Origin of the sequence: Bradyrhizobium sp. HKCCYLS1011 (assembly GCF_051167795.1) — a bacterium.
Lineage (GTDB): Bacteria > Pseudomonadota > Alphaproteobacteria > Rhizobiales > Xanthobacteraceae > Bradyrhizobium.
In genome coordinates, this window is record NZ_JBNPTT010000002.1 from 277548 (window position 1) to 301494 (window position 23947).

Sequence of the window (23947 nt, forward strand, 5' to 3'; positions counted from 1 at the left end):
ACGAGCCCGACCATGAAACGCAAACCATCGACCGAGGCCACCGGCGCCTGGATCCGCCTGATGCGGGTCCAGAGCCGGGTGCTGGCTGCGGTCGAACAGGACCTGAAGAAGGCTGGCTTTCCGCCGCTCGCCTGGTATGACGCGCTTCTGGAACTGTCGCGGGCGCCGTCGGGGGAGCTGCGCCCGGTGGAGCTTGAGCGGCAGATGCTGATCCCGCAATATTCGACCTCGCGGCTGATCGATCGGCTGGTCGACGAAGGCCTTGCGGTGCGCCGCGAATGCAAGATCGACAAGCGCGGCCAGTTCATCGAGATCACGGAGGCCGGGCGCGACCTGCAGAAGCGGATGTGGGCCGCCTATTCTGCGGCGATCGAAAAGCATATCGGCTCGAAATTGTCGGATGTGGACGCCGCCAAGCTCTGTGCGCTGCTCGATCGTCTCGGCTGCTCCTGCAGCCAGGCCCAGCAACTGTCTGCCGGAGAAAGTGCGTCGGCCCGATGATCTCTCTGTCATTTTCCCCGTCCGTGGTCCCGTCGGGCCCGCGGACTTTCCTGTCACCGCGCGCGATCATCGATGCGCTTCTGAACCGGGACTCGCATGGCGCGTGACCAGATCGATATGACCCCGCTCCAGTCTCGCGACGAACTCGTCGCGTGGCTGGAGGCGGGCGTGAAACCCCAATCCGCATTCCGGATCGGCACCGAGCATGAGAAGACGCCGTTCACGCTGGATGGCCATCATCCGGTCCCTTACGCCGGCGCGCGCGGCATCGGGGCGCTGCTCGAAGGCATGAAGCTTCTGCTCGGCTGGGAGCCGATCATGGAGCGCGGCAACATCATCGGTCTCTATGACGTGACTGGTGGCGGCGCGATCTCGCTCGAGCCCGGCGGCCAATTCGAGCTCTCCGGGGCTCCGGTGGAGAACGTGCATCAGACCCAGGCCGAACTGATGGCGCATCTCGCACAGGTGCGCGAGGTGGCGACCCCGCTCGGCATCGGCTTCCTCGGCCTTGGCATGACGCCGTCCTGGTCGCGCGCCGAGATACCGGTGATGCCGAAGGGCCGCTACAAGATCATGACCAACTACATGCCGAAGGTCGGCCGCTACGGCATCGACATGATGTACCGGACCTGCACGGTGCAGACCAATCTCGACTTCTCCTCGGAAGCCGACATGGTGAAGAAGCTGCGGGTCTCGGTGGCGCTGCAGCCGATTGCCACCGCCTTGTTTGCCAATTCCCCGTTCACCGAAGGTAAGCCGAACGGCTTTCTGTCGTTCCGCTCTGAGATCTGGCGCGACACCGACAATGCGCGTGCCGGCATGATCCCGTGGGCGTTCGAGGATGGCATGGGCTTCGAGCGGTGGGTCGATTATGCGCTCGACGTGCCGATGTATTTCGTCAAGCGCGAGGAGACCTACATCGACGTGTCCGGCACCTCGTTCCGGGATTTCTTCGCGGGCAGGAATCCGGCGCTGCCGGGTGAGCGGCCGACCCTGTCGGACTGGGCCAATCACCTGTCGACGATTTTTCCCGAGGTGCGGCTCAAGCGGTATCTCGAAATGCGCGGTGCGGATGGCGTGCCATGGGGACGCCTGCCGGCGCTGCCGGCCTTCTGGGTCGGCCTGCTCTATGACGATGTCAGCCTCGATGCCGCCTGGGATATCGTCAAGGATTGGAGCGCCTTCGAGCGCCAGCATTTGCGCGATGACGTGCCGCGGCTCGGATTCAAGGCCCGCATCCGCAACCGTTACGCGTTCGAGATCGCCAAGGAATGCCTGACGCTGGCGCATCTGGGGCTGCGGCGGCGCAACCGCGTCGATCAATTCGGCCGCGACGAGACGCGCCACCTCGAGCCGCTCGACCGCATCATCGAATGCGGCCGCACCCCGGCGGAGGAGATGCTGGAGAAGTATCACGGCCCGTGGCACGGCTCGGTCGAACCGGCCTATAATGAGTATGCGTTCTAATCAGATCGGATCGACGGTTCTGTCCGCATCCTGAATTTGAGGCGTCGAGCCGGCTTCGATTGCCTGCAAGGGAGGGTTGAGGAGGGCTCTCTTGCCTACGATATCGTAACGTGCGCCGTCTGCCTGTGAGGCAGTAAGGTCGCCCGCCGCACATGTCCAAACGTGTCTGGCTCGTTCATCGGCCATACAGGTTCGTGGCGATCAAATGGCCGCTCAAGAAAACGCAAGCGTAACCAATGGGTCGGATACATCAGCGGATCGGCGCGGGGCGCATCATCGCGGCATGCCAGGCACTCCTGGCGTGCCTGATCGTCGTTGCGCCCGGCTCTCCGGCGGTGGCGCAGACCTACTCCGATCGCCCCGGCGGCGACTATATGAGCGCGCCGATCTCCTCCGGCGATCCAGCCGATTGCGCGCTGTTGTGCGAACATGACCGGCGCTGCCGCGCCTGGAGCTTCACCTATCCGACGGTGGTGGAGACGGGCGCCGTATGCTGGCTGAAGAACAGCGTGCCGTCGCGCGTGCCTGACAATTGCTGCGTCTCCGGGGTACGTGGTGCCGGCGTGGTCGAGATCCGCAACGATGCCGTCGAGACCTCGATCGATCGGCCCGGCGGCGATTACCGCGGCTTCGAGATCAAGACCACGGAGCCGAAAGGGGCCGAGAAGGGCGCCGACAAAGAGAAAGACAAGGACAAGCAGGCGGAGAAGGCCGCTGACGCCGAGGACATCTGCAAGGCCGCCTGCACCGGCGACAATAAATGCCGCGCCTGGACCTTCGCCCGCCCGGGCTATGCAGGGAAGGAGGCGCATTGCTTCCTGAAGAAGGAGATCAAGCCGCCGCGCCGCCGTGCCGGGTTTACGTCGGGCGTGGTGCGTTAATCACTCCGCGACGTGCGGCCGCATCGTCGTCACGACGGCTGATGGACTAATCGTCCGGCGCGATCACCCGGATCTCCGGCCACAGCGTCTTCCAGCGCGCGGCCTTGGCCGCGTAGTTCGCAGCCGAGAAATTCGCAGTGCGGTTGGGGCGCACGATCATGCCGGCGATGTCGTCGAAACCTTTGGGCGCATAGACGTCGTGCCCGTCCGCGCTCGGACGAATGCCGACCTGCGTATTGACGGTGAGAAAGCGGTCGATGCCGTCGCTCGAACAGGTCAATGGCGGATAGGGCAGGCCGTGCTTGACGGGATACCACAGATGCACACGCGCCTGGTTGCGGATCTCGATCGTGGCCTCACAGCCGGACAACCGCGCCCGCAGCGCGCGGATCACGGCATCTTCGGCCTCCCATGACGTATCGGGGTCAAAATAGAAGATGTCGTAGTCGTTGACGCCATAACCAATCGGCCGCCCGGTCAGCCCGTTCCAAACCGTCTGTGTCAAACAGCCGGCGACGATCCAGGCGTCGGGCAATGCCATGGCGTGCAGAGCCTGAGCAATGGTGGCGTTGACGGGATTGCGGAGCGTCGCGGCGACGAAGTCTGTCCGGTCCATCCTTTGCCCCCGTCATTCCGGGCTCGGTCCTTCGAACCGCCCTGGAATGACAGCACACACCGTCGGCTTCTTGCCGTCGTGCCAGAGCTTGTTTAGCGCACCGCGGTGAAGAAGCGGTCGAGCCGGAAGCCGGAGAGCCAGGCCCAGACCGGCTGATGGCGGACGCCGAGATCCCACGAGCCGACCACGGCGTCGGCACGGCCGACCAGATTGTCGATCGGCAACAGGCCGACGCCGCCGTCGCGCACCGGCACGCGGCTGTCGGCGGAGTTGTCCCGGTTGTCGCCGAGCACGAACAGCTTTCCGGGCGGCACCGTGATTTCCTGCGTGTTGTCGAGCCGGCCGTTGTCGCGCAGCTTGAAGATCAGGTGCGAGACGCCATTCGGGAGCGTCTCGACATAGCGATAGGCGGATTCGGTGCGGCCGCTGTCGTCCTCAGCCTGGCCGACGCCGTCGGGCTTCAACGTTGCCGCCTGATCATTGATGAAGAGCTGGCCCTGGCGCATCTGAATGCGGTCGCCCGGAAGCCCGACCACGCGCTTGACCCAGGCCTGCGAGTTGTCGCCCGGCCAGCGGAACACCACGACGTCGCCGCGCTTCGGCGTTTCGCCGAACAGCCGGCCAGTTTCCGGCAGAGTGATCTGCATCGGCAGCGACGAGGTGCCGTAACCATAGGGGAATTTGGAGGCGAGCAGCGCGTCGCCGATCATCAGGGTCGGCTCCATCGAGCCCGATGGCACGTAGAACGGCTCGGCGATTGCGCCCTTGGCGACGAAGACGACCAGCACGACAGCGGCCAGCTGCGCGATCTGGCCGCCCCAAGTGGTGCCGTTTGCGCTCGCCTTGGCGCTCTTGTCAGTCGACATTTTTTCGACGCTCATCGACCCGTTCCTCCGACCGTGATGCGGTCCATGCGCAGGGTTGGCTGGCCGACGCCGACCGGCACACCCTGGCCGTTCTTGCCGCAGGTGCCGATGCCGGTGTCGAGCGACAGATCATTGCCGATCATGCTGATCCGGTTGAGATCGGTCGGACCGTTGCCGATCAGCATCGCGCCCTTGACCGGCGCGCCGACCTTGCCGTTCTCGATCTTATAGGCCTCGGTGCACTGGAACACATATTTGCCCGACGTGATGTCGACCTGGCCGCCGCCGAAGTTCACGGCATAGATACCGTTTTTCACCGAGGCGATGATCTCGGCCGGATCGCGCGTGCCCGCCAGCATGTAGGTGTTGGTCATGCGCGGCATCGGCACGTGCGAATAGCTTTGCCGGCGGCCATTGCCGGTCGGCTTCATGTTCATCAGCCGCGCGTTCTGGCGGTCCTGCATGTAGCCGACCAGGATGCCGTCCTCGATCAGCACGGTGCGGCTGGTCGGCGTGCCTTCATCGTCGATCGACAGCGAGCCGCGGCGCGACGACATGGTGCCGTCGTCAACCACGGTGACGCCTTTCGCCGCCACGGGTTTGCCCATCAGGCCGGCGAAGGCCGAGGTCTTCTTGCGGTTGAAATCGCCTTCGAGCCCGTGACCGACCGCTTCGTGGAGCATCACGCCGGGCCAGCCTGCGCCGAGCACGACATCCATCTCGCCGGCCGGCGCCGGCACCGATTCGAGATTGACCAGCGCTTCGCGCAACGCGCCGTCGGCGGCGTCGCGCCAGGCCTTGGTCTCGATGAAACGCGCATAGGCCTCGCGTCCGCCATAGCCCTTGCTGCCGCTCTCCTGCCGGTCGCCGTCGCCGGCGACCACCGAGATGTTGACGCGCACCAGCGGACGGACGTCGCGATAGCTCTCGCCGTCGGGACGCAGGATTTCCACCACCTGCCAGGTCGCGCCCAGGCTCACCGTGACCTGACGAACGCGCGGATCCTTGTCGCGCAGATAAGCGTCGATCTCGCCGAGCAGCTTCACTTTGATCTCGAAGCCCGGTGCGTCGAGCGGATTGTCGTCGCCGTAAAGCCGCACATTGGTGTGCGGCGGGGCCGCCGCGAACGTGCCGGAATAGCCGCCGCGCACGGCGCTCACGGTGTCGGCCGCGCGCATCAGCGCCGGCAGCGAGACATCGGAGGAATGGGCGTAGCCGACCGCGTCGTCCTTCACCGCGCGCAGGCCGAAACCCTGGCTCGTGTCATAGGTCGCCTGCTTGAGCCGGCCATTGTCGAAGGTCAGCGCCTCGCTTTGGCTATATTCGAGATACAATTCGCCATCGTCGGCGCCGGCAAGGCCGCGCGTGATCTCGTGACGGACGGCGTCGCGATCGAGCTGGGCGCGGTCAAGCAGTGAAAGTGTGGCGGGATTTGTCATCAGCTGGTCCGTTGTCGGAAGATACGATCCAAGATAGTTGTTTCCGGGTCGGGGCGCGAGGGGCTGGATGATTACCGAACTGACATGGTTGAGATCGTACCCATCGGCGCAGGTCACATCGAAAGCTTTCACCGCACACTGGATCTGGTGGCGCGGGAGCGGCGCTATCTGTCCTTCGTGGCAGCGCCGCCGCTTGAATCCACGCGTGCCTTCATTCTGAACAGCATTGCCGAGGGCTATCCGCAGTTTGTGGTCCTTTCGGCGGGCGAGGTGGTCGGCTGGTGCGACGTGACGCCGAAATCGGGGCCCATTGATGCCCGAATCGGCGTGTTGGGCATGGGCCTTTTGCCGCAGTTCCGGCACCAAGGCATCGGAACCCGGCTGATCAGCCGGGTGCTGGAGGCCGCGCGCGCCTACGGTTTTGCCCGGGTGGAACTGACGGTTTACCGCAGCAACGCCAACGCCATCCGGCTGTACGAAAAGGCAGGTTTCGTGATCAAGGCGGTCGAGCCGCCGGAGACCTGTCCCGAGGAGATCGACAAGACGCGCCTAGTCATGGCGCTGGCCCTGGAACGGCCGGGTCACGCTCCGCCGCGCTGACCGATCACGGCAATGTGTCTCGGCGCCGGAGTGTCAGGGCAGCTTGTCAAAGCCGTCGGCGAGCCCGTTCAGGCTCAACGGGAAGCCGATGCCTTCCTCCGGCGTCTCGAAGATGATGAAGGTGGCGGTCTTGGCGGTCTTGAGCTGGTTGAGCAGCTTGTCGTCCATGACGACTTCCGCCACGCAGCCATTGGGCAGGCAGCGCACGAAGCCGGCGCGGCCGACATCCTGGTTGTCCAGCTTCAGCCCGAGCCCGGAGGGCAGCAGCACGCCGAGTGGCGCCACCACGCGCATCAGCCGGCTCTTCTGGTCGGCGGTCTTGAGCATGATGACCGTCAAGCCGGCATTGGAACGGTCCTCCGCCACCACGCTCTGAATCAGGGCGCATTGCTCGCTCTGCGCGCCCGGCGGCGTGTCGCAACGGATCTGCCAGTCGCCATGCACCGAGCGGACCGCGCCCTGGGCGCGGACCGCTGCACCCGGCAGGCTGATCGCCGCCGCAGCCGCAAGCGCCAGCGCGGCGATGCTGCCGCGCAGACGGCGGGATCCTCGTCGCGAGTCATTCGCATCTCGGTGCGACTTGCGCGCTGTGTGGTCCATTGAAGGCCCCATCCGGGTCGATCCCATGACACTTTCCTGTGGGTGGTCTGTCTGCACCACGGCATCAGCCGGGAATCATGGCGTCTTGACGGCGCGTCGTTCGGCAAAACGGCTGCGCAGCTGCGCCGTCGAATCAGCTTCAAAAATGGCCCCCGTCCGTTGCGTACATCGCACGGAACGCCTGTCAAGCACCCGTTACCCGCGAATCCTCGTCATGCGGCAATTTTCGCTGAAAAATCCCGCAGGCACAGAGCTTGCGACGCCAACCATATCCGGCTGAAGAGCTGCATTGCGATAGATCAAGAATTATGATTTGAGAAGAAAGATTTCGTCATTCCAGTGAACTGGCCCAGGTGCTTTCCTATGAGTCCGCCAAGGCCGTTTGTCCGGGGGAGCGGGTCATAACAGCGCACCGCTTGAAGTGGCGGTTTGCTGAAGGGGGAAAGTTCTGAAGGGAGCGCGAACGACATGAAGATGTCGAAGGGCCAATTGGGCGCCTGTCTGCTGGGGATGGCGGTGGCGTTGGTGTCGGGTGGATCGGCGTTTGCGGAGCTCGGCCAGCCCGCACCGTGGGAATTCAGGCTGCAGGAAGCTGCTACGCCGGTGATGGAGAACATCACCTGGTTTCACGGCCTGCTGCTGACGATCATCACCGTCATCACGCTGTTCGTGTTGGCGCTGCTGGTGACTGTGGTGATCAAGTTCAACGCGCGCGCCAATCCGGTGCCCTCGCGCACCACCCACAACACGCTGCTGGAAGTGGCCTGGACGCTGATCCCGGTTCTGATCCTGGTCACCATCGCGGTGCCCTCGTTCCGGCTCTTGTTCTTGGAGCTCGACGTGCCGAAGGCCGACCTCACGGTGAAGGCGACGGGCAAGCAGTGGTACTGGAGCTATGCCTATCCCGATAACGGCAAGTTCGAGTTCGATTCGCTGCTCGCGCAGGACAAGCAGCCGCGGCTGCTCGGCGTCGACAACGAGATGGTGGTGCCGGTCAACAAGGTGGTCCGGGTGCAGACCACCGGCGCCGACGTGATCCACTCCTTCGCGGTGCCGGCCTTCGGCATCAAGATCGACGCTATTCCCGGCCGTCTCAACGAGACCTGGTTCAAGGCGACCAAGGTCGGCATGTATTACGGCCAGTGCTCCGAGCTCTGCGGCAAGGATCACGCCTTCATGCCGATCGCGGTGCGTGTCGTGAGCGACCAGGATTTCGCAGCCTGGGTCGAGGACGCCAAGAAGAAGTTCGCCAGCGCGCCAGGCAGCACCTACGCTTCTGCGGCCGGCGTGTCGCAGTAAGGCGCAAGCCGCGGCAACTTTTGCAAGGCCCGCTTGCGGGCCTTGAGGGGACATCCAGGGGACACTAAGGGCATACGAGGACTGACAATGGCGACGAGCGCGACGGCCCAGGCCGGCCATGACGATCACGCCCACGACCATCCGACCGGATGGCGGCGTTGGCTGTATTCGACCAATCACAAAGACATCGGCACGATGTATCTGATCTTCGCGGTCTGCGCCGGCATCATCGGCGCGGCCATGTCGATCGCGATCCGGATCGAGCTGATGTATCCGGGCATCCAGTTGTTCCACGAGAACCACACCTACAACGTGTTCGTGACCTCTCACGGCCTGATCATGATCTTCTTCATGGTCATGCCGGCGATGATCGGCGGCTTCGGCAACTGGATGGTGCCGCTCATGATCGGTGCGCCCGACATGGCGTTCCCGCGCATGAACAACATCTCGTTCTGGCTGCTGCCGGCGTCCTTCGCGCTGCTCTTGATGTCGACCTTCGTCGAGGGCGAGCCGGGCTCCAACGGCGTCGGCGCCGGCTGGACCATGTATGCGCCGCTCTCGACCTCGGGCCATCCCGGCCCCGCGGTCGATTTCGCCATCCTGTCGCTGCATCTTGCCGGTGCGTCGTCGATCCTCGGCGCGATCAACTTCATCACCACGATCTTCAACATGCGTGCGCCCGGCATGACCCTGCACAAGATGCCGCTGTTCGTGTGGTCGATCCTGGTGACGGTGTTCCTGCTGCTGCTGTCGCTCCCGGTGCTCGCCGGTGCGATCACGATGCTGCTCACCGACCGCAATTTCGGCACCACCTTCTTTGCGGCCGAGGGCGGCGGTGATCCGGTCCTGTTCCAGCACCTGTTCTGGTTCTTCGGCCACCCCGAAGTGTACATCCTGATCCTGCCGGGCTTCGGTATGATCAGCCAGATCGTCTCGACCTTCTCGCGCAAGCCGGTGTTCGGTTATCTCGGCATGGCCTACGCGATGGTCGCGATCGGCGGCATCGGCTTCGTGGTGTGGGCACACCACATGTACACGGTCGGCATGTCCTCGGCGACGCAGGCCTATTTCGTCGCCGCGACCATGGTGATCGCGGTGCCCACCGGCGTGAAGATCTTCTCCTGGATCGCCACGATGTGGGGCGGCTCGATCGAATTCCGCGCCCCAATGCTGTGGGCCGTGGGCTTCATCTTCCTGTTCACGGTCGGCGGCGTCACCGGCGTGGTGCTGGCCAATGCCGGCGTCGACCGCGTGCTGCAGGACACCTACTACGTGGTGGCGCATTTCCACTACGTGCTGTCGCTCGGCGCCGTGTTCGCGATCTTCGCCGGCTGGTACTACTGGTTCCCGAAGATGTTCGGCTACATGTATTCGGAGAGCATCGCCAAGGCGCACTTCTGGGTCACCTTCATCGGCGTGAACCTGGTGTTCTTCCCGCAGCATTTCCTCGGGCTGTCAGGCATGCCGCGGCGCTACATCGACTATCCGGATGCGTTCGCTGGCTGGAACTTGGTGTCCTCGATCGGGTCTTACATTTCCGGCTTCGGCGTCCTGATCTTCATCTACGGCGTGGTCGATGCCTTCGTGCGCAAGCAGCAGGCGGCGAACAATCCGTGGGGACCGGGCGCGACGACCTTGGAATGGACCTTGTCCTCGCCGCCGCCCTTCCATCAGTTCGAAGTGCTGCCGCGGGTGCAGTAGCTCTCGCCAATCAATGCGCGGCGCCGCACAGGCGCCGCGCTCAGGTCGCCCGTATTGCCCGCCTCGCGGTGGGCTTTCCGGGCACATGAAGCGGAAAGTCTGGATCAGTCGTGTCGGTTATCGATCAGAACGCCCTCGCCGTCGGCCCTCGGATCTCGGAGGCCGATGTCGCCGATTATATCGCGCTGTTGAAGCCGCGGGTGATGTCGCTCGTGATCTTCACCGCGCTGGTCGGGCTCCTGATCGCGCCGGGGCATTTCCATCCGGTGCTCGCGATCACCGCATTGCTCTGCATCGCGGTCGGCGCGGGTGCGTCCGGCGCGCTCAACATGGCGCTGGAAGGCGACATCGACGCCAAGATGTCGCGCACCGCCAACCGTCCGATCCCGCGCGGCCGCATCACTCGCGCCGAGGCGCTCGCCTTCGGATCGACGCTCGCCTTTTTCGCGGTGCTGACGCTCGGCATCCTCGTCAACTGGTATGCCGGAGCGTTGCTCGCCTTCACCATCTTCTTCTACGTCGTGATCTACACGCTGTGGCTGAAGCGCTGGACCGCGCAGAACATCGTGATTGGCGGCGCCGCCGGCGCATTGCCGCCGGTGGTGGCTTGGGTCGCGGCGACCGGCGGAATCGCCCCGGAGCCGCTGTGGCTGTTCCTGATCATCTTCTTCTGGACCCCGCCGCATTTCTGGGCCCTGGCGCTGTTCCGCAGCGACGATTACGCCCGCGCCGGCATTCCGATGCTGCCGGTCGTTGCCGGCCCTGATGCCACGCGGCTGCAGATCCTGCTCTACACCATCGTGCTGGTTGCCATCGCCACCGCGCCCTGGCTGCTCGGCTATTTCGACGCGGTCTATGGGGTCGTCTCGCTGGTGCTCGGCGCCGGCATGCTGTGGCTGGCGCTCGAGATCTACCGCAAGCGCGAGCGATCTGCGTCCTTGCGCGCCACCCGAAAGATGTTCGCGTTCTCGATCCTGTATCTGTTCGCGCTGTTTCTGACCTTGGGGGTCGAGGCGGTCGTGCGCATGATCGGGTCGTGGACATAGCAGGGGCGCATGGCGCTGAGATGGCCGAGCCGAACGAGCCAGAAGAGGGGATCGTGCTCACCGAGGCGCAGCTGCGCGCGCGGCGCCGGCGCTCGATCGCAATTGCGCTCGCCCTCGGGGTGCTGGTGGTGTTGTTCTTCGCGGTGACCCTGGTCAAGGGGCCCGCAGTGTTGAGGCGGCCGATCTGATGGAAAGCCAAGACAATAGCGCTTCGCAACAACCGACTGCCGCGCCCGTCAAGCCGCGCGGTCTCAACCGCGACGCGCTGGTGGGAGCGATCTGCGGCGCCGTGGTCGTGTTGATGGTCGGCGCATCCTATGCCGCCGTGCCGTTCTACAACTGGTTCTGCCGCGCCACCGGCTTCAACGGCACCACGCAGGTCGCGACATCGGCGCCTCGCTCGGGGCCGATCGCGCGTAAGATCTCGGTCCGCTTCGATTCCAACGTCGCCGGCGGGCTGCCCTGGAAGTTCGAGCCCGAGCAGACCGAGATCGAGGTTGCGATCGGTGAGGTCGTCACCGTGTATTACACAGTGACCAACCAGTCCGCACGCACCACCACGGGCCAGGCTGCCTACAATGTCGCGCCGCTGACGGTTGGCGCCTATTTCCAGAAGATCAACTGCTTCTGCTTCACCGAGCAGACCATGGAGCCGGGTGAGAAGCGCCAGATGCCAGTGGTGTTCTATGTCGATCCGGCGCTTGCCGCCGATCCCGAGAACGACGGCCTCAACACCATCACCTTGTCCTACACCTTCTATCCCGTGCGCGACCCGGCCCCCAAGCCGGTCGCTGCGGGCGAGCCGGACAAACCGCGGGGCAATCTCTAATTGGCGGACGTCCGGCAATACGGGGAAATGATCTTTTGAACGAACATGTGCCGATCTGATCGGCACTAGAGCTGGGGAGAGACTTGATATGGCAACCGCCCACGCAAAGCATCACGACTATCACCTCGTTGACCCGAGCCCGTGGCCGGTCGTCGGCTCGCTGTCGGCCTTCATCATGGCGGTCGGCGCGGTCACCTGGATGCATCATTTGTTTGCGGCGGCGCCGATCATTTTCGGCATCGGCGCCATTGGCGTGCTCTACACCATGGCGAGCTGGTGGGGCGACGTCATCCGCGAAGCCCAGTTCAGAGGTGACCACACCCGCGTGGTGCAGATCAGCCACCGCTACGGCATGATCCTGTTCATCGCCTCCGAGGTGATGTTCTTCGTCGCCTGGTTCTGGGCCTATTTCAACGCGGCGCTGTTCCCGGCTGATGCGGTGCAGGCCACCCGTGATGCCGTGTTCGGCTGCGGCCCCGGCACCCAGATGGGCGCCTGCGCCGTCCCCGGCGTCTGGCCGCCAAAGGGCATCGAAACCTTCGATCCCTGGCACCTGCCGCTTCTGAACACGCTGATCCTGCTCACCTCCGGCACCACGGTGACCTGGGCGCATCACGCGCTGCTCGAAGGCAACCGGCAGGGCTTGAAATATGGCCTGATCCTCACCGTTCTGCTGGGCGCGACCTTCACCTGCGTGCAGGCTTTTGAATACAGCCACGCTGCCTTCTCCTTCGGCGGCCACGTCTATGGTTCGACGTTCTTCATGGCGACCGGCTTCCATGGCTTCCACGTGCTGGTCGGCACCGTGTTCCTGATCGTCTGCCTTGCCCGCGCCTATGCCGGCCACTTCACGCCCAAGCAGCACCTCGGCTTCGAATTCGCCGCCTGGTACTGGCATTTCGTCGACGTGGTCTGGCTGTTCCTGTTCGTGTGCATCTACGTCTGGGGCCACGGCGCCGAGGCGATGGCCCACGGCGCGCACTGAGGTCGGTACCAATATCGGCGCGCGCAGGTTGCGCCAGGTCATGTTAATAAAGGGCGGCGCGAGGCCGCCCTTTATCGTTTGACAGGTCCTTGCTAGTACGAATGCGGCCGCGCCGGCGCTGCGCTCCCTCCCCGCACGGGGCAAGGAGGTTAGATCGATGATTCAACCCGTCTCTCTCTCCCAAACCATCCTGCGCGGGCTCACCTGCCGCTGTCCGCGCTGCGGCCAGGGCAAGCTGTTCTCCGGCTTCCTTACGCTGCGCAAGCGCTGCGACGCTTGCGATCTCGATTACGCCTTCATCGACACCGGCGATGGTCCGGCGATTTTCATCATGATGATCGCCGGGGCGGTCGTCGTCTTTGCCGCGCTGATTGTCGAGGTGAAGTATCAGCCGCCGTTCTGGGTGCACGCGGCGCTGTGGCTGCCGCTGATTCTGGTGACCACGCTGCTGCCGCTGCGCGCCATGAAATCGCTGCTGATCGCGCTGCAATTCCACCACAAGGCCGCGCCCGGGCGGCTGGTCGATCGCGCGCCGCGATGAAGTTGACGCCTGCGCGATGTGCCGGCCTGCGAGCTGAGGCGGGCGCAAAGATCGAGATGTGGGTTGCGAACGATCGCCGGGAACGCAGTGGGTTTCTTCTCGCTGCAGGCGGCGAGAGGTCAGGGCGGGCGTGCCGCAACGTGCGGACGTCGTCATGACGATCGCTCCTCGCCCATCGCGCCTCCGCACCTTCGCGGCCTTCACCGTGGTGATGGTCGCGCTGTTTATTGGCCTCGGCGTCTGGCAGCTGCAGCGCAGGGCCGAGAAGCATGCGCTGATCGCGGCATTGACGGAGCGGGTGAGCGCCACGCCGGTCGCGCTGCCGCCGCCGTCGGAGTGGCGCGCGCTCGGTGCCGGAACGGATGAATTCCGCCGCGTCACCTTCTCTGCGACTTACGCCAAGCTGCCGGATGCGATGGCCTACAGTGCGGGCTCCGCAGTGCGCGAGGATGTCTCCGGTCCCGGCACGTGGGCCTTCCTGCCGGCGCGCCTGCCTTCAGGCGATCTGGTGGTGATCGACGCCGGCTTCGTCGCCAACACCATGCAGGAGCGCGGCGTTGAGGATCGTGCGGCCGGTAAGCTGATCACGGGCGAACCCGTCACGCTCACCGGTTATTTGCGTTTCCCGGAGAGCGCAGGCCTGCTGACGCCGGCGGAGAACCGCGACAAACGGCTATGGTTCACCCGCGACCATCTGGCGATGGCGAAGGCGCTCGGCTGGGGCGAGGTCGCGCCGTTCTATGTCGATCTTGAAGCTCCGGTGCCGGACAACGGCATCCCGAAACCCGGCCCGCTGACGCCGCACCTGCGCGACGAGCACATGCAATATGCGATCACCTGGTTCTCGCTTGCCATGGCGCTGCTGATCGCATTCGTGGTGTGGGCACGAGCACGCAACAGCATCCCTCCAGCAAGATGAAGAGCCGGACTCCTGTTCGCGCTCGTCTCGGCTCAGCTGGTCGGAAGGTTGATCAGATAGGCGTAGATCGCGCGGAGTTCGTCCTCCGCCATCCGTCCGATCGGCTGCCACGGCATGGTTTCGGCAAGCTGATGGCCGTTGGGATCGACGCCTGACCGCATGGTGGCCTGGAATTGGTCGAAGCTCCATCCCTTGACGATGCCGAGATCGGGGCCGAGCGGAGGTAGCTGGCCGGGCGTGCCGCCGGTGAGACGCGGGCCGTGGCATTCGCGGCAGTCCTGATAGGACAGGATGTATTCCCCGAACTCTCGGGTCGGTCCGCGCGGCGGCGAGCTGACGGCGCCGCGCATGATCGGCTTGCCTGCAGGCAATTGGCCTGCGCCGAGCATCAGCAATCCGAGCAGGCTGAGGCGGTCGGGCGATCTCCCGGTGTCCGATCCCGCCGGCGGCAGGCTGCGCAGATAGGCGATGACTGCGAGCGTGTCCCAGTCGCTGAGCTTGCCGGCATTGGTGTAGGACATGATGATCAGCCAGCGTCCGTCGGCACCGACGCCGTTGCGGATGGCGCGGAAGATGTCGCCGTCCGACCACCGCGCGAGCGCGCCCGCGGGCGTGAGATTTGCGGCGACGAACGAGCCGATCGGCAGCGGGATGTCGTGGCCGAGATCGCGGCCGCCCGTCAGCGTGCCGGTCTGCGAATGGCAGCCGCTGCAGAAGCCGTCCGAAATTTCGCGGCCGCGATCGATCTGATCCGTGGTGCCGGCCACCTGCACGGAGACCTGCGGCGCATCGCGCGCGCCCAGCTTGGCAAGTCCGAGCAGAGCGAGCGCGCTCGCTGCCGTTGCCGCTGCCGTTAGCACGCCGGCTACGACGGTGCTGGCCCATTTCAGCAGCGGACGTTTCTTCCGCCACGCACGCCAGGTTATCCACACCAGCAGCAGCGCCGCCAGAAGCGGGATCGCGGCTTCGTAGATTTCGGACATTAGGAACTCCCCCCGTTTCGTGACCCGCGACACCGTCGCGGCGAATGGGGAAGGGTACAGCGAGCGTGATACCTGACGATTTCGCCAAGACGCTCACGCGTTACGGGCGTAACGCCGCGCCAGCGGCATCGCCGGCGTCTGTCAATCCCGCGCCCGAACATAGGCGCGCTCGCCGCGTGCCGGATGAAACCAGACCTCGAGCGTCTCGCCGGAATTCGGATCGACGAAGCGCTCGTCGGTCTTGACCCAGCCGGATCCGGGCGGCCTGTCGAGCGGCTCGCGCTTGTAGCCGCCCTGCCGGAACAGCGCCCAGACCAGCACGACCACAAGGATCACCGTGAGCCAGATCGCAAGCCCGGTCATCATCACACCGGCTCGATCACCGCAGCCGTGCCATAGGCCACGATCTCGCTCATGGTCTGGCCGATCTCGGCGCTGTCGAAGCGCATCATCAGGATCGCGTTGGCGCCCATTGCGGTCGCGTTATGCACGAGCCGATCGAGCGCATGGCGCCGCGCTTCTTCCAGCATCTGGGTATATTCATGGATTTCGCCGCCGACGATGGCGCGCAGGCTCGCCACGAGATTGCCGCCCAGCCCGCGGCTGCGCACCACGACGCCGAAGCACTGTCCGAGCATCCGCACGGTGCGGTGCCCCGTTACATTTTCGGTGGTCACAACGATCACTTTGCTCTCCGTCTCGGTTGCGGCCTGCTTGCGCAGGCCGATGGTTCTGACAGTAGGCCGGCTGGCCAGGTTCAATCTGCTTCATCATCTCAGGAAGGCGGAAAGCCGGCATCCAACCCGTTCGGGCTGGCGAGCGCTGCCCATTGACCCCACCGGCGATTGGCCTATCTCTTTGCCATCCTGAACGAGACCGATTGGACCCTCAATGACCGCACATCAGCGCAACCTCGAAGCCGCCATCGATCCCGTCAAGCTCGACCGCCTGGCCGAGGTGGCGGTGAAGGTGGGTCTGCGGCTGCAGCCGGGGCAGGATCTGTTGCTGACGGCGCCGTCGGTCGCGCTGCCGCTGGTGCGGAGGGTTGCTGAACATGCCTACAAGGCCGGTGCCGGCCTCGTCACCTCGTTCTTCTCCGACGAGGAGCTGACCTTGGCGCGTTATCGCTTCGGTCACGAAGCAGGCTTCGACCGTGCCGCCGATTGGCTTTACCAAGGCATGGCCAAGGCGTTCTCGGAAAATACCGCGCGGCTTGCGATCGTTGGCGACAATCCGATGCTGCTGTCCGGCCAGGATCCGGCCAAGGTCGCGCGCGCCAGCAAGGCCAACTCCAAGGCCTATCAGCCGGCGCTGGAGAAGATCACCAATTTCGACACTAACTGGAACATCATTGCGTTTCCAAGTCCGTCTTGGGCCAAGCTCGTCTTCCCGGATGTGCCAGAGGAGGTCGCGGTGGCGAAGCTTGCGGATGCGATCTTCTCCGCCTCGCGCGTCGATCAGGAGGATGCGGTCGACGCCTGGGAGCGGCACAATGCCGTGCTGCGCAAGCGGACCGACTGGCTCAATGGCCAACGCTTCAGCGCGCTGCATTATACCGGCCCCGGCATGGATCTGACGATCGGGCTGGCCGACGGCCATGAGTGGGAAGGCGGCGCCTCGACAGCCAAGAATGGCATCACCTGCAACGCCAACATCCCGACCGAAGAGGTGTTTACCACGCCGCACTGCCGCCGCGTCTCGGGCTATGTCGTCAGTTCCAAGCCGCTGTCCTATCAGGGCACGCTGATCGACAATATCGCGGTCAAGTTCGAAGACGGGCGCATCGTCGAGGCCAAGGCCTCGCGCGGCGAAGAGGTGCTGAACAAGGTGCTCGACACCGACGAAGGCGCGCGCCGGCTCGGCGAGGTCGCGCTGGTGCCGCATTCCTCGCCGATCTCCAAAAGCGGGCTCCTGTTCTACAACACCCTGTTCGACGAGAATGCGGCCTCGCATATCGCGCTTGGCCAGTGCTACGCGAAATGCTTCGTCGACGGCACCAAGCTCAGCCAGGAGCAGATCGCCGCGCAAGGCGGCAATCGGAGCCTGATCCATATCGACTGGATGATCGGCGCCGCAGACACCGACATCGACGGTATCTGCGCTGACGGCAGCCGCGTGCCGGTGTTCCGCAAGGGCGAGTGGGCCTGATGCGATAAGGGCCGGATTGAAGCTCGATCCGGCCGGCCGCAGTTCAGATCCAGCGGTCCCGCATCGGCGGGATCGCTGGGACTAAGTTTACTGCTTGGCGCTCGCGGCTTCGCTTGGCTTCTCGCCGGCAGCTTCGCTGCCTTCGACGGTGACCGTGATCCGGTCGGACATCACAGGCGTCTTGTGCGCGATGTGGCTCCAGTCGCCGAGCACGAGCTGCAACGTGTGCTTGCCCGGCGACAGCTTGACTGAGGCCTCGGTCTGGCCCTTGCCGAAATGCACATGGTGCTCGTCGACCGGGATGGCCTCGTTGAGCGCATCTCCCTCGAGCGCCGGTGCGTCGATCAGCAGATGATGGTGGCCGGTGTTCGGCGCCTCAGTGCCGGCGGGCGCAATGCCCATGCCCGACAGGCCGAACCGGATCAGGACCGGCGAAGTCACCGTGTCGCCGTCCTTCAGATTGATGAAGTATGCCTTGGCACCCTCGGGCGCGGGCGTCTCACCGGCAACGGCGAGCGTGGCCGTCGACAGCATCATGGCGAGCGCGAGTGTCGTTCGTCGCATTGCGCGAGTCCTTCGTTGGCAAATGGAAAGCATTTCTAGGCGAGATCCGTGACGCCGCCATGATCCTTCCGGACCATCGCCGCGCCGCAACATGGAGTAGGACAGCTCGGCGGCGAAGCCGCGGACAAATTGCGGCGGCCCGATGACTTTGTCGAATTTGAGATTCCGTGATGCGGCGGACAGTCGCGCCCAATGCTTCGGATTTTAATGAGCGGGGAAAGTCCGGGTTAAGTGCGTGTGTCTAGTTGTTATAGCTCTGGCGGCTCGCGCCGGCAGGTCATTTCAGCCCGTTACACTTTGAGGTCATCGATGTCGCGCGCCTTGATTGAAATCGCCAATCTGAACGTCGAATTGGCGTCGGCGCCGATCGAGCCGTCCTGGGTCATCGAAGGCGATCCGCAGGCGACCTCATGCACGGTGTCGCGCAGTTCCGACGGTCTCGGCTGCACCATCGTCTGGCACTGCACCGAGGGCAAGTTCAACTGGTACTATGATTTCGACGAGACCATCCTGATCCTGGAAGGCTCGATCGTGCTGGAGAGCGAGGGAATGCCGCCGAAGCGCTATGGCGCGGGCGACGTGATCTTCTTCAGGGACGGCGCGCATGCCAAGTGGCATGTCGAAGGCCATGTCAAGAAGCTGGCCTATTGCCTAAAGACGCAGCCTTATATTCTCGGCCTCGCGGCGCGCGTGATCAACAAGCTGAAGCGGATGTTCATCACGCCCGACGGCCGTCGCACTCCGAGCCTCGCCGAAGCATAAGGCCTCGCATCCTCCGCAGGCTCACACGCCGTCGAGGATGATCACAGTCGGCGTGGCCGGCAGCGTTTCGCGCGAGATTTGAAGCGTTCGCTCGCTGCGGCGGTCGATCTCGAACTGTTGGCCGATTCTGCGCATGAACTCGTCGAGCGGCGTCGCAAAGCGATGCATCGGCAGCACGACCGAGGCGCGCAGCCGCTTGGTGATCTCAGAGATGCCGTCGAGCGACATCGTATAGGTGCCGTCGATCGGCACCATCACGATGTCGAGGCGCCCGATCGCGGCGAAATGGCTGTCGTCGAGCTTGACGTGCAGATGGCCGAGATGGCCGATGCAGAGGCCGGCGACTTCGAAGATGAAGATCGAATTGCCGTCCTTGATCATGTCGATGCCGATGGAGTCGCCGAAATAGCGGCGGATGTCGGTGGTGACGTTGCGGATGTAGACGTCGCCGATATGCTCGCTGATCTCCGCCTTCTTGCCGTCGTCACCCCAGCCGTGGAGTACATGCGGGATGCGCGGATCGGGCGCCAGCGTGTAGTGGGTCGAATGTGCGCGGTTCATCGTGATGACGTCGGGTAGCCGCCCGACCTGGTAGGCCCCGCTGTAGTCGGTCGCGATGCGGACGCCGCCGGGCGTGTCGATGAAATAGGTCGAGTGGCCGGCATAGGTGATGGCGACCTCGTTGGTATCGGCCGCCGCCCGCCGCAGGTTGACCGGCGTTGCGCGCGGACCGCCGGCCATCGCCAGGCACTCGCTGCTGCGCTGGGCTTGCTGTGCGAACGCCGGCGCTGCCATCATGACCAGCGTTGCAAGCAGGGCGGATAATGCGCGGAGCATGGCGATCTCCTTGGGCGTAGGATGCACTGTAGCGCCGCTCGGAACGCCGCACTATGCTGACGACATCAAGAGCGCGTCAGGATGTGCGCGGGAACAAGGTGCGGAGCGCAAGATGAATGATCGGCCAGTCACCGGCAGGGCGTCATCGTCAACCCGGCTCGAACCGACATTCCAGATCGACGCTGGGGTGCTCAGCGTGACCTATCACGAGGCCGGTCCCGCCGATGGCCCCGCCGTGGTGCTGCTGCATGGATTTCCCTACGACATCCATTCCTATGTGGATGTGGCGCCGATGCTGGCCGCCCAGGGCTGCCGCGTGATCGTGCCCTATCTGCGCGGCTATGGCCTGACCCGCTTCCGGAACGCAGCCACGCCGCGCTCAGGCGAGCAGGCCGCCATCGGCGCCGACCTGATCGCGCTGATGGACGCACTGTCGGTCCCGCGCGCGGTGTTCGCCGGCTACGATTGGGGCGGCCGCGCGGCCTGCGTCGGCGCCGCGCTCTGGCCGGAGCGCTGCACCGGCCTGGTCTCGGTCAACAGCTATCTGATCCAGGACATCGCCAAGGCGATGCGGCCCGCGCCGGTCGCGCGCGAGGTCGGCTATTGGTATCAATGGTATTTCCAGATCGAACGCGGCCGCGCCGGGCTCGCCGCCAGCCGGCGCGAGATCGCGCGCACCTTGTGGGCGCAGTGGTCGCCGAACTGGCGGTTCGACGACGAAACCTTCGCGCGTACGGCGGCGGCCTTCGACAACCCCGATTATGTGGATGTCGTGATCCATAGCTATCGCCATCGTTACGGCTTGGCTGAAGGCGATCCGCGCTATGCCGAAATCGAGAACAGACTTGCGGCACAACCCGTCATCACGGTGCCGGCTATCACGCTGGATGGCGACGGCGATGGCGTGTTTCCGGCAACTGACGGGACTGCGCAGGCCGCGCGCTTTGCAGATCGCCGCGCCCATCGCGTGATTCCGCACGCCGGCCACAACCTGCCGCAGGAAGAGCCGGAGGTGTTCGCCGCGGCCGTGCTTGAACTGGTCAGAGGATCATAGCTCACTCCCGCTTCGGGCTGAGCTTCCATGTTGCCGCCAGCAGCCCTGCGGTGAGCGCGCCGCAGATCAGCGCGGCTGCGGGAACGATGAGCGTCAGCGCAGCGGTCGCGGCCCAGCCGATTGAGGAGAACGCCTCGGCGAAGGTGGCCAGACGCGACGAGGTCTGACGTCGCCGGAACTGGCTGCGGCGCGCCTGGACCCGGAACCAGAACTGGATCGCGGTCGAAGAGATGGTCCCGATGAAGACGCCGCACGCCGTGACGCTGGCCTGCCAGGGCGCGATCCAGGCGAGCGCTGCAAGCAGCGGCGCAAAGATGACGCCGATCGAAATCAGCACCACCTCGATCTTGGCCCGGACGACGCGCGTCCCGGACAACGGCGCGGTCGCCACCAGTTCCGGCGCGTCCTCGCCCGAGATGGTCAGCCAGGCAAGGCCGCCAGCAAGCTGGCCGGCAGCCATCACGATGACAGGCGTGATCAGAACGATCGCGGTCGAGCTATCGGAATAGCTGCGCCATAGCAACAACGCCGGCGGCACCAGATAGAGCAGCTGCATCAGCGTCTGCGAGATCAGCCAGGGATCGCGCTTGAGCAGCATGAACTCCTTGCGGCGCAGCGCCTGCTGGCGCGAGCCGCCACGAAACGCCTTGACCCGCGCGCCGGCCCGGCTGGAGACGCCCTGGGCTGCGGCACTGATGGCGGTGTCGGCAAAACGCGGCGAGAAGATCGCCATCACGATGCCGAGCAGCAGCAGGCTTGCGGCGAGCAGCGCAAGCAGTGCCTCGCCATCGCCGACGACGGCGCGGGCCGGCAGCCAGACGATGCTGGCGGGATCCGGCGCGATTGCGGCTGCAGTGTCGGAGGTGAGAATCGCAAAGCGCGAGAGGGTGCCGTAGGAGATGATTGCGGCGATCTGCAGCAGGATGACGAAGCCCGCGCCGATCACCGCGGCCAGGATCTGCGCCACCAGCCGGGTGCGCGCCGGCCCGATCAATCGGAACAGCAGAATGGTGATCGCAATCGCAAGGGCAGCGGCCGAGAGGCCGACAGCCGCCACGACGACGAAGGCGGAAAGCCAGCGCACGCCGCCCTCGATCAGCAGCACATCGACGAACGGGGTCGCCAGCAGCAGCGCCATGCCGGTCACGGACAGCGCGATCGCAGCGATCCGCACCGAAAAGATCTCGGGCAGGCGAATCGGCGAGGACATGATGAGATCGAGATCCGCGCGCGCATAGAACACGCGGGTGACGGACTCGATCGCCTGCGACAGCATCAAGGCCCAGGAGAGCAGGAGGGTGGCCGTGATCACGATCAGCGCGGTCTTGTCCAGCGGTGGCCGCAGATCGGCGTAGCGGCCGATCACGGCCCAGGCCGGCACGTGCAGGATGACGCCGAAGATCAGGAGCGCGATGATGGCAGCGCGCGTACGCCGGCTGCGGCCGGCCGTGATCATGGCGAGCCATTCGCGCCAGGCCAGCCGCAGCTCATGGCGGGCGAACCAGGCGAGCGTCGCCGCCCGTGTCATGCGGCGGCCTCGACATCGACCAGCGCGATGAACAGCTCCTCGAGACTGGTATCCGTATGGCCGTTCTGCTGGCGCAACTCGGTGAGCGTGCCTTCGGCAACCAGACGCCCGGCCGCGATCACGCCGATTCGGTCGGCCATCCGTTCGGCGACTTCGAGAATATGCGTGGTCATGATCACGGTGCCGCCCTGGCGGACGCGCTCGGCCAACAGCCCCTTCACATGGCGCGCGGATACCGCGTCAAGTCCGGTGAGCGGCTCGTCGAGGATGATCAGGCGCGGATCATGGACCAGCGCGCCGGCCAGCGCCACCTTCTGGCGCATGCCCTTGGAGAAGCCTTCGCAGCGTTCGTGCAGGTGGCGCTCCAGGCCAAGCGAGACCAACAGCTCGTGCGCCGTCCGCCCCGAGGTGGCGGGATCGATGCCCCAGAGTCCGGCGACGAATTCGAGATATTCGAGCGGCGTGAGCTTGTCGTAGATCATCGGCTCGTCCGAGACCCACGCCATGATCTGCTTGGCCGCGATGGGATCACGAAGCGCGTCGATGCCGAAGATCTCGACCGCACCGGCATCGGGACGCAACAGGCCGGCGACCATGCGCAACGTGGTGGTCTTGCCGGCCCCGTTGGGACCAACGAGCGCATAGAACTCGCCGGCTCGTATCGCGAGATCGAGCCCGTCCACCGCTGGGCGGTCAAAACGTTTGGTCAATCCTCGCACGGCGAGGGCAGCAGCTTCCGGTATCATGATGGCAAGGCGATCCCGTTCAGTTGCATTCTCGCGTCGAACTCAGGCGGCGAGAAGGCCGGCATTCTAGCTCGCGCGGGAACATGCCCGGCTAGTCCCATGCGTCCAGTGTATCGGGCAGCAACGCCGGCGCGGCGGTATCGGGCAATTGGGCCTGCGCGAGCAGCGGCACGTCAGTGTATTTCGCGATGCCGCCCTCGTCGATCACGAACAGCGGGTGGACATTCCTGGCATCCGTGTCCTCGACCATCGCCATGCGCTGGTTGTCGAGCATCAGCCAATGGCCATCCAGTCGTGCGGCGGCGACCGCATGATCTTCGCCCCTGAGCGTGTCCCGCATGATCACGATCCGCAGGTCATCCGAATCGATCCCTGCCAGACGCAAAGCGACATATTTGGCGATCGCATAGTCCTCGCAATCGCCTGCACCCCGAGCGAATGTCTCGATCGGAGAATTCCAGACATCCTCTTCGCCATATTCAGCCAGGTCGCTCGCCGGCTTGATGGCGAGATTGATGGCCCGGTTGATCTCGCCGAGGCGGGCGCGACCGTCGCGGGTCCGGCCCTGATCGACAATCGCAAGGAAGCGTAGCGCGGCAGGTGAGACGCAGTGCTCGCGGTCGCCATCGCACAGCGCGAGTTGCACCTGGTCGTCCGCAAGCTGGTGCACCAGCTTCAGCCATTTGTCCTGCAGCGGGCCGGCGGAGATGTCCGCCTTTCCCAGGCCGAAAGGCTCGAAAGCGAAATCGGCAGCTTCCGCAAGTCCGACCGGTTGTCCAATCGGGCCGGCAAACAGGTTTGCCGTCCCAAAGGCCCACAGCACAATGGTTACGAGCGCTGCCACCGGCGCGCGGGCGCGACCTAGAATAGTCATCCGACACCCCTGTTCGGCCTTGGCGCGTACTCGCCTGCGCGTGATCCGACCGACCCATTTCAAGGGGCGATGATGATGGCGACGACTTTGGGTCTGCTTAAAGGCCTGCCGTTGCAGGACGGAAGCTGCGATCAGGCTAAATTTACCGTTGCGACCAGGCA

The 23947-nt window shown here is 64.8% G+C and carries 27 protein-coding genes; 15 read left to right on the forward strand and 12 right to left on the reverse strand.

Features of this window, described 5'->3' with window-relative positions; all coding sequences use genetic code 11:
• Positions 1-12: 12 nt before the first annotated feature.
• From ACQR1W_RS05870 to ACQR1W_RS05880, 3 genes are all read left to right on the forward strand, one after another.
• Entirely contained in the window at positions 13-501 is a 489-nt protein-coding gene (locus ACQR1W_RS05870; protein ID WP_434849918.1) for a MarR family winged helix-turn-helix transcriptional regulator, read from the forward strand.
• Between the two features lie 96 nt (positions 502-597).
• A complete protein-coding gene (locus ACQR1W_RS05875) occupies positions 598-1968 on the forward strand; it encodes a glutamate--cysteine ligase (protein WP_434849919.1) in 1371 nt (456 codons plus the stop codon).
• Between the two features lie 236 nt (positions 1969-2204).
• Complete coding sequence (locus ACQR1W_RS05880) at positions 2205-2849, forward strand: PAN domain-containing protein (protein ID WP_434849920.1); 645 nt, start codon at positions 2205-2207, stop codon at positions 2847-2849.
• A gap of 46 nt (positions 2850-2895) precedes the next feature.
• Here the strand turns inward: ACQR1W_RS05880 and ACQR1W_RS05885 are convergent, their stop codons facing one another.
• The 3 genes from ACQR1W_RS05885 to tldD form a co-directional block, all read right to left on the reverse strand.
• Complete coding sequence (locus ACQR1W_RS05885; protein WP_434849921.1) at positions 2896-3465, reverse strand: nucleotidyltransferase family protein; 570 nt, start codon at positions 3463-3465, stop codon at positions 2896-2898.
• A 92-nt stretch (positions 3466-3557) separates the two neighbouring features.
• A complete protein-coding gene (gene lepB, locus ACQR1W_RS05890; protein WP_434849922.1) occupies positions 3558-4346 on the reverse strand; it encodes a signal peptidase I in 789 nt (262 codons plus the stop codon).
• On the reverse strand, positions 4343-5770 hold the full coding sequence (tldD, locus tag ACQR1W_RS05895; protein WP_434849923.1) for a metalloprotease TldD: 1428 nt from the start codon (positions 5768-5770) through the stop codon (positions 4343-4345). The genes lepB and tldD overlap by 4 nt, the downstream gene beginning before the upstream one ends.
• Positions 5771-5854: 84 nt before the next feature.
• On the opposite strand from tldD, the gene ACQR1W_RS05900 reads away from it, so the two are divergent.
• Positions 5855-6370 (forward strand): GNAT family N-acetyltransferase, encoded by a 516-nt coding sequence (locus ACQR1W_RS05900; protein WP_434849924.1) that lies wholly within the window; start codon positions 5855-5857, stop codon positions 6368-6370.
• Positions 6371-6403: 33 nt separating this feature from the next.
• On the opposite strand, the gene ACQR1W_RS05905 is transcribed toward ACQR1W_RS05900, so the two are convergent.
• Entirely contained in the window at positions 6404-6970 is a 567-nt protein-coding gene (locus ACQR1W_RS05905) for an invasion associated locus B family protein (protein ID WP_050886381.1), read from the reverse strand.
• A gap of 468 nt (positions 6971-7438) precedes the next feature.
• Between ACQR1W_RS05905 and coxB the strand changes: the two genes are divergently transcribed.
• The 8 genes from coxB (at position 7439) to ACQR1W_RS05945 (ending at position 14290) form a co-directional block, all read left to right on the forward strand.
• Positions 7439-8269: a cytochrome c oxidase subunit II gene (gene coxB / locus ACQR1W_RS05910; protein WP_434849925.1), complete on the forward strand. Its 831-nt coding sequence runs from the start codon at positions 7439-7441 to the stop codon at positions 8267-8269.
• Between the two features lie 87 nt (positions 8270-8356).
• Complete coding sequence (gene ctaD / locus ACQR1W_RS05915; protein ID WP_434849926.1) at positions 8357-9970, forward strand: cytochrome c oxidase subunit I; 1614 nt, start codon at positions 8357-8359, stop codon at positions 9968-9970.
• Positions 9971-10080: 110 nt separating this feature from the next.
• Positions 10081-11016 (forward strand): heme o synthase, encoded by a 936-nt coding sequence (locus ACQR1W_RS05920; protein ID WP_434849927.1) that lies wholly within the window; start codon positions 10081-10083, stop codon positions 11014-11016.
• Between the two features lie 20 nt (positions 11017-11036).
• The gene (locus tag ACQR1W_RS05925) at positions 11037-11204 is read left to right on the forward strand and encodes a hypothetical protein (protein ID WP_008968181.1); all 168 of its coding nucleotides are present in this window, start codon (positions 11037-11039) and stop codon (positions 11202-11204) included.
• Positions 11204-11845 carry a cytochrome c oxidase assembly protein gene (locus ACQR1W_RS05930; RefSeq protein WP_434849928.1) on the forward strand — a complete coding sequence of 214 codons (642 nt, stop codon included), beginning with the start codon at positions 11204-11206 and terminating at the stop codon, positions 11843-11845. The genes ACQR1W_RS05925 and ACQR1W_RS05930 overlap by 1 nt, the downstream gene beginning before the upstream one ends.
• A gap of 88 nt (positions 11846-11933) precedes the next feature.
• Positions 11934-12830 (forward strand): cytochrome c oxidase subunit 3, encoded by an 897-nt coding sequence (locus ACQR1W_RS05935; RefSeq protein WP_008968179.1) that lies wholly within the window; start codon positions 11934-11936, stop codon positions 12828-12830.
• Positions 12831-12987: 157 nt separating this feature from the next.
• Complete coding sequence (locus tag ACQR1W_RS05940; protein WP_434849929.1) at positions 12988-13371, forward strand: DUF983 domain-containing protein; 384 nt, start codon at positions 12988-12990, stop codon at positions 13369-13371.
• A 154-nt stretch (positions 13372-13525) separates the two neighbouring features.
• Positions 13526-14290: an SURF1 family protein gene (locus tag ACQR1W_RS05945; RefSeq protein WP_434849930.1), complete on the forward strand. Its 765-nt coding sequence runs from the start codon at positions 13526-13528 to the stop codon at positions 14288-14290.
• Positions 14291-14322: 32 nt separating this feature from the next.
• Here the strand turns inward: ACQR1W_RS05945 and ACQR1W_RS05950 are convergent, their stop codons facing one another.
• The 3 genes from ACQR1W_RS05950 to ACQR1W_RS05960 form a co-directional block, all read right to left on the reverse strand.
• On the reverse strand, positions 14323-15273 hold the full coding sequence (locus ACQR1W_RS05950) for a c-type cytochrome (protein ID WP_434849931.1): 951 nt from the start codon (positions 15271-15273) through the stop codon (positions 14323-14325).
• 141 nt (positions 15274-15414) lie between these two features.
• Positions 15415-15639: a hypothetical protein gene (locus ACQR1W_RS05955; protein WP_434849932.1), complete on the reverse strand. Its 225-nt coding sequence runs from the start codon at positions 15637-15639 to the stop codon at positions 15415-15417.
• On the reverse strand, positions 15639-15959 hold the full coding sequence (locus ACQR1W_RS05960) for a heavy metal-binding domain-containing protein (protein ID WP_434850437.1): 321 nt from the start codon (positions 15957-15959) through the stop codon (positions 15639-15641). Before ACQR1W_RS05960 ends, ACQR1W_RS05955 begins: the two co-directional genes overlap by 1 nt.
• Positions 15960-16164: 205 nt before the next feature.
• Between ACQR1W_RS05960 and ACQR1W_RS05965 the strand changes: the two genes are divergently transcribed.
• Positions 16165-17421 carry an aminopeptidase gene (locus ACQR1W_RS05965; protein ID WP_434849933.1) on the forward strand — a complete coding sequence of 419 codons (1257 nt, stop codon included), beginning with the start codon at positions 16165-16167 and terminating at the stop codon, positions 17419-17421.
• An 87-nt stretch (positions 17422-17508) separates the two neighbouring features.
• On the opposite strand, the gene ACQR1W_RS05970 is transcribed toward ACQR1W_RS05965, so the two are convergent.
• The gene (locus tag ACQR1W_RS05970; RefSeq protein WP_008968171.1) at positions 17509-17985 is read right to left on the reverse strand and encodes a DUF4399 domain-containing protein; all 477 of its coding nucleotides are present in this window, start codon (positions 17983-17985) and stop codon (positions 17509-17511) included.
• A 309-nt stretch (positions 17986-18294) separates the two neighbouring features.
• Between ACQR1W_RS05970 and ACQR1W_RS05975 the strand changes: the two genes are divergently transcribed.
• On the forward strand, positions 18295-18747 hold the full coding sequence (locus ACQR1W_RS05975; RefSeq protein WP_434849934.1) for a cupin domain-containing protein: 453 nt from the start codon (positions 18295-18297) through the stop codon (positions 18745-18747).
• A gap of 21 nt (positions 18748-18768) precedes the next feature.
• Here the strand turns inward: ACQR1W_RS05975 and ACQR1W_RS05980 are convergent, their stop codons facing one another.
• A complete protein-coding gene (locus tag ACQR1W_RS05980; RefSeq protein WP_434849935.1) occupies positions 18769-19584 on the reverse strand; it encodes an MBL fold metallo-hydrolase in 816 nt (271 codons plus the stop codon).
• Between the two features lie 112 nt (positions 19585-19696).
• On the opposite strand from ACQR1W_RS05980, the gene ACQR1W_RS05985 reads away from it, so the two are divergent.
• The gene (locus ACQR1W_RS05985) at positions 19697-20638 is read left to right on the forward strand and encodes an alpha/beta fold hydrolase (protein ID WP_434849936.1); all 942 of its coding nucleotides are present in this window, start codon (positions 19697-19699) and stop codon (positions 20636-20638) included.
• Between the two features lies 1 nt (position 20639).
• Here the strand turns inward: ACQR1W_RS05985 and ACQR1W_RS05990 are convergent, their stop codons facing one another.
• The 3 genes from ACQR1W_RS05990 to ACQR1W_RS06000 all read right to left on the reverse strand — a co-directional run bounded on the left by ACQR1W_RS05990 (position 20640) and on the right by ACQR1W_RS06000 (position 23786).
• Positions 20640-22166, reverse strand: coding sequence for a permease (locus ACQR1W_RS05990; protein ID WP_434849937.1), 1527 nt, complete (start codon positions 22164-22166; stop codon positions 20640-20642).
• Positions 22163-22912: an ABC transporter ATP-binding protein gene (locus tag ACQR1W_RS05995; protein ID WP_434849938.1), complete on the reverse strand. Its 750-nt coding sequence runs from the start codon at positions 22910-22912 to the stop codon at positions 22163-22165. Before ACQR1W_RS05995 ends, ACQR1W_RS05990 begins: the two co-directional genes overlap by 4 nt.
• 91 nt (positions 22913-23003) lie before the next feature.
• Positions 23004-23786: a transglutaminase-like cysteine peptidase gene (locus tag ACQR1W_RS06000; RefSeq protein ID WP_434849939.1), complete on the reverse strand. Its 783-nt coding sequence runs from the start codon at positions 23784-23786 to the stop codon at positions 23004-23006.
• Positions 23787-23947 lie beyond the last annotated feature (161 nt).

Coding starts and splice junctions, on each gene's coding strand:
- ACQR1W_RS05880 (WP_434849920.1), top strand. CDS start 2,205: ATGGGTCGGATACATCAGCGGATCGGCGCGGGGCGCATCATCGCGGCA.
- ACQR1W_RS05965 (WP_434849933.1), top strand. CDS start 16,165: ATGACCGCACATCAGCGCAACCTCGAAGCCGCCATCGATCCCGTCAAG.
- ACQR1W_RS05870 (WP_434849918.1), top strand. CDS start 13: ATGAAACGCAAACCATCGACCGAGGCCACCGGCGCCTGGATCCGCCTG.
- ACQR1W_RS05885 (WP_434849921.1), bottom strand. CDS start 3,465: ATGGACCGGACAGACTTCGTCGCCGCGACGCTCCGCAATCCCGTCAAC.
- coxB (WP_434849925.1), top strand. CDS start 7,439: ATGAAGATGTCGAAGGGCCAATTGGGCGCCTGTCTGCTGGGGATGGCG.
- ACQR1W_RS05950 (WP_434849931.1), bottom strand. CDS start 15,273: ATGTCCGAAATCTACGAAGCCGCGATCCCGCTTCTGGCGGCGCTGCTG.
- ctaD (WP_434849926.1), top strand. CDS start 8,357: ATGGCGACGAGCGCGACGGCCCAGGCCGGCCATGACGATCACGCCCAC.
- ACQR1W_RS05905 (WP_050886381.1), bottom strand. CDS start 6,970: ATGGACCACACAGCGCGCAAGTCGCACCGAGATGCGAATGACTCGCGA.
- ACQR1W_RS05875 (WP_434849919.1), top strand. CDS start 598: ATGGCGCGTGACCAGATCGATATGACCCCGCTCCAGTCTCGCGACGAA.
- ACQR1W_RS05955 (WP_434849932.1), bottom strand. CDS start 15,639: ATGATGACCGGGCTTGCGATCTGGCTCACGGTGATCCTTGTGGTCGTG.
- ACQR1W_RS05980 (WP_434849935.1), bottom strand. CDS start 19,584: ATGCTCCGCGCATTATCCGCCCTGCTTGCAACGCTGGTCATGATGGCA.
- ACQR1W_RS05940 (WP_434849929.1), top strand. CDS start 12,988: ATGATTCAACCCGTCTCTCTCTCCCAAACCATCCTGCGCGGGCTCACC.
- ACQR1W_RS05975 (WP_434849934.1), top strand. CDS start 18,295: ATGTCGCGCGCCTTGATTGAAATCGCCAATCTGAACGTCGAATTGGCG.
- ACQR1W_RS05900 (WP_434849924.1), top strand. CDS start 5,855: ATGGTTGAGATCGTACCCATCGGCGCAGGTCACATCGAAAGCTTTCAC.
- ACQR1W_RS05995 (WP_434849938.1), bottom strand. CDS start 22,912: ATGATACCGGAAGCTGCTGCCCTCGCCGTGCGAGGATTGACCAAACGT.
- ACQR1W_RS05935 (WP_008968179.1), top strand. CDS start 11,934: ATGGCAACCGCCCACGCAAAGCATCACGACTATCACCTCGTTGACCCG.
- ACQR1W_RS05990 (WP_434849937.1), bottom strand. CDS start 22,166: ATGACACGGGCGGCGACGCTCGCCTGGTTCGCCCGCCATGAGCTGCGG.
- ACQR1W_RS05945 (WP_434849930.1), top strand. CDS start 13,526: ATGACGATCGCTCCTCGCCCATCGCGCCTCCGCACCTTCGCGGCCTTC.
- ACQR1W_RS06000 (WP_434849939.1), bottom strand. CDS start 23,786: ATGACTATTCTAGGTCGCGCCCGCGCGCCGGTGGCAGCGCTCGTAACC.
- lepB (WP_434849922.1), bottom strand. CDS start 4,346: ATGAGCGTCGAAAAAATGTCGACTGACAAGAGCGCCAAGGCGAGCGCA.
- ACQR1W_RS05925 (WP_008968181.1), top strand. CDS start 11,037: ATGGCCGAGCCGAACGAGCCAGAAGAGGGGATCGTGCTCACCGAGGCG.
- ACQR1W_RS05985 (WP_434849936.1), top strand. CDS start 19,697: ATGAATGATCGGCCAGTCACCGGCAGGGCGTCATCGTCAACCCGGCTC.
- ACQR1W_RS05970 (WP_008968171.1), bottom strand. CDS start 17,985: ATGCGACGAACGACACTCGCGCTCGCCATGATGCTGTCGACGGCCACG.
- tldD (WP_434849923.1), bottom strand. CDS start 5,770: ATGACAAATCCCGCCACACTTTCACTGCTTGACCGCGCCCAGCTCGAT.
- ACQR1W_RS05930 (WP_434849928.1), top strand. CDS start 11,204: ATGGAAAGCCAAGACAATAGCGCTTCGCAACAACCGACTGCCGCGCCC.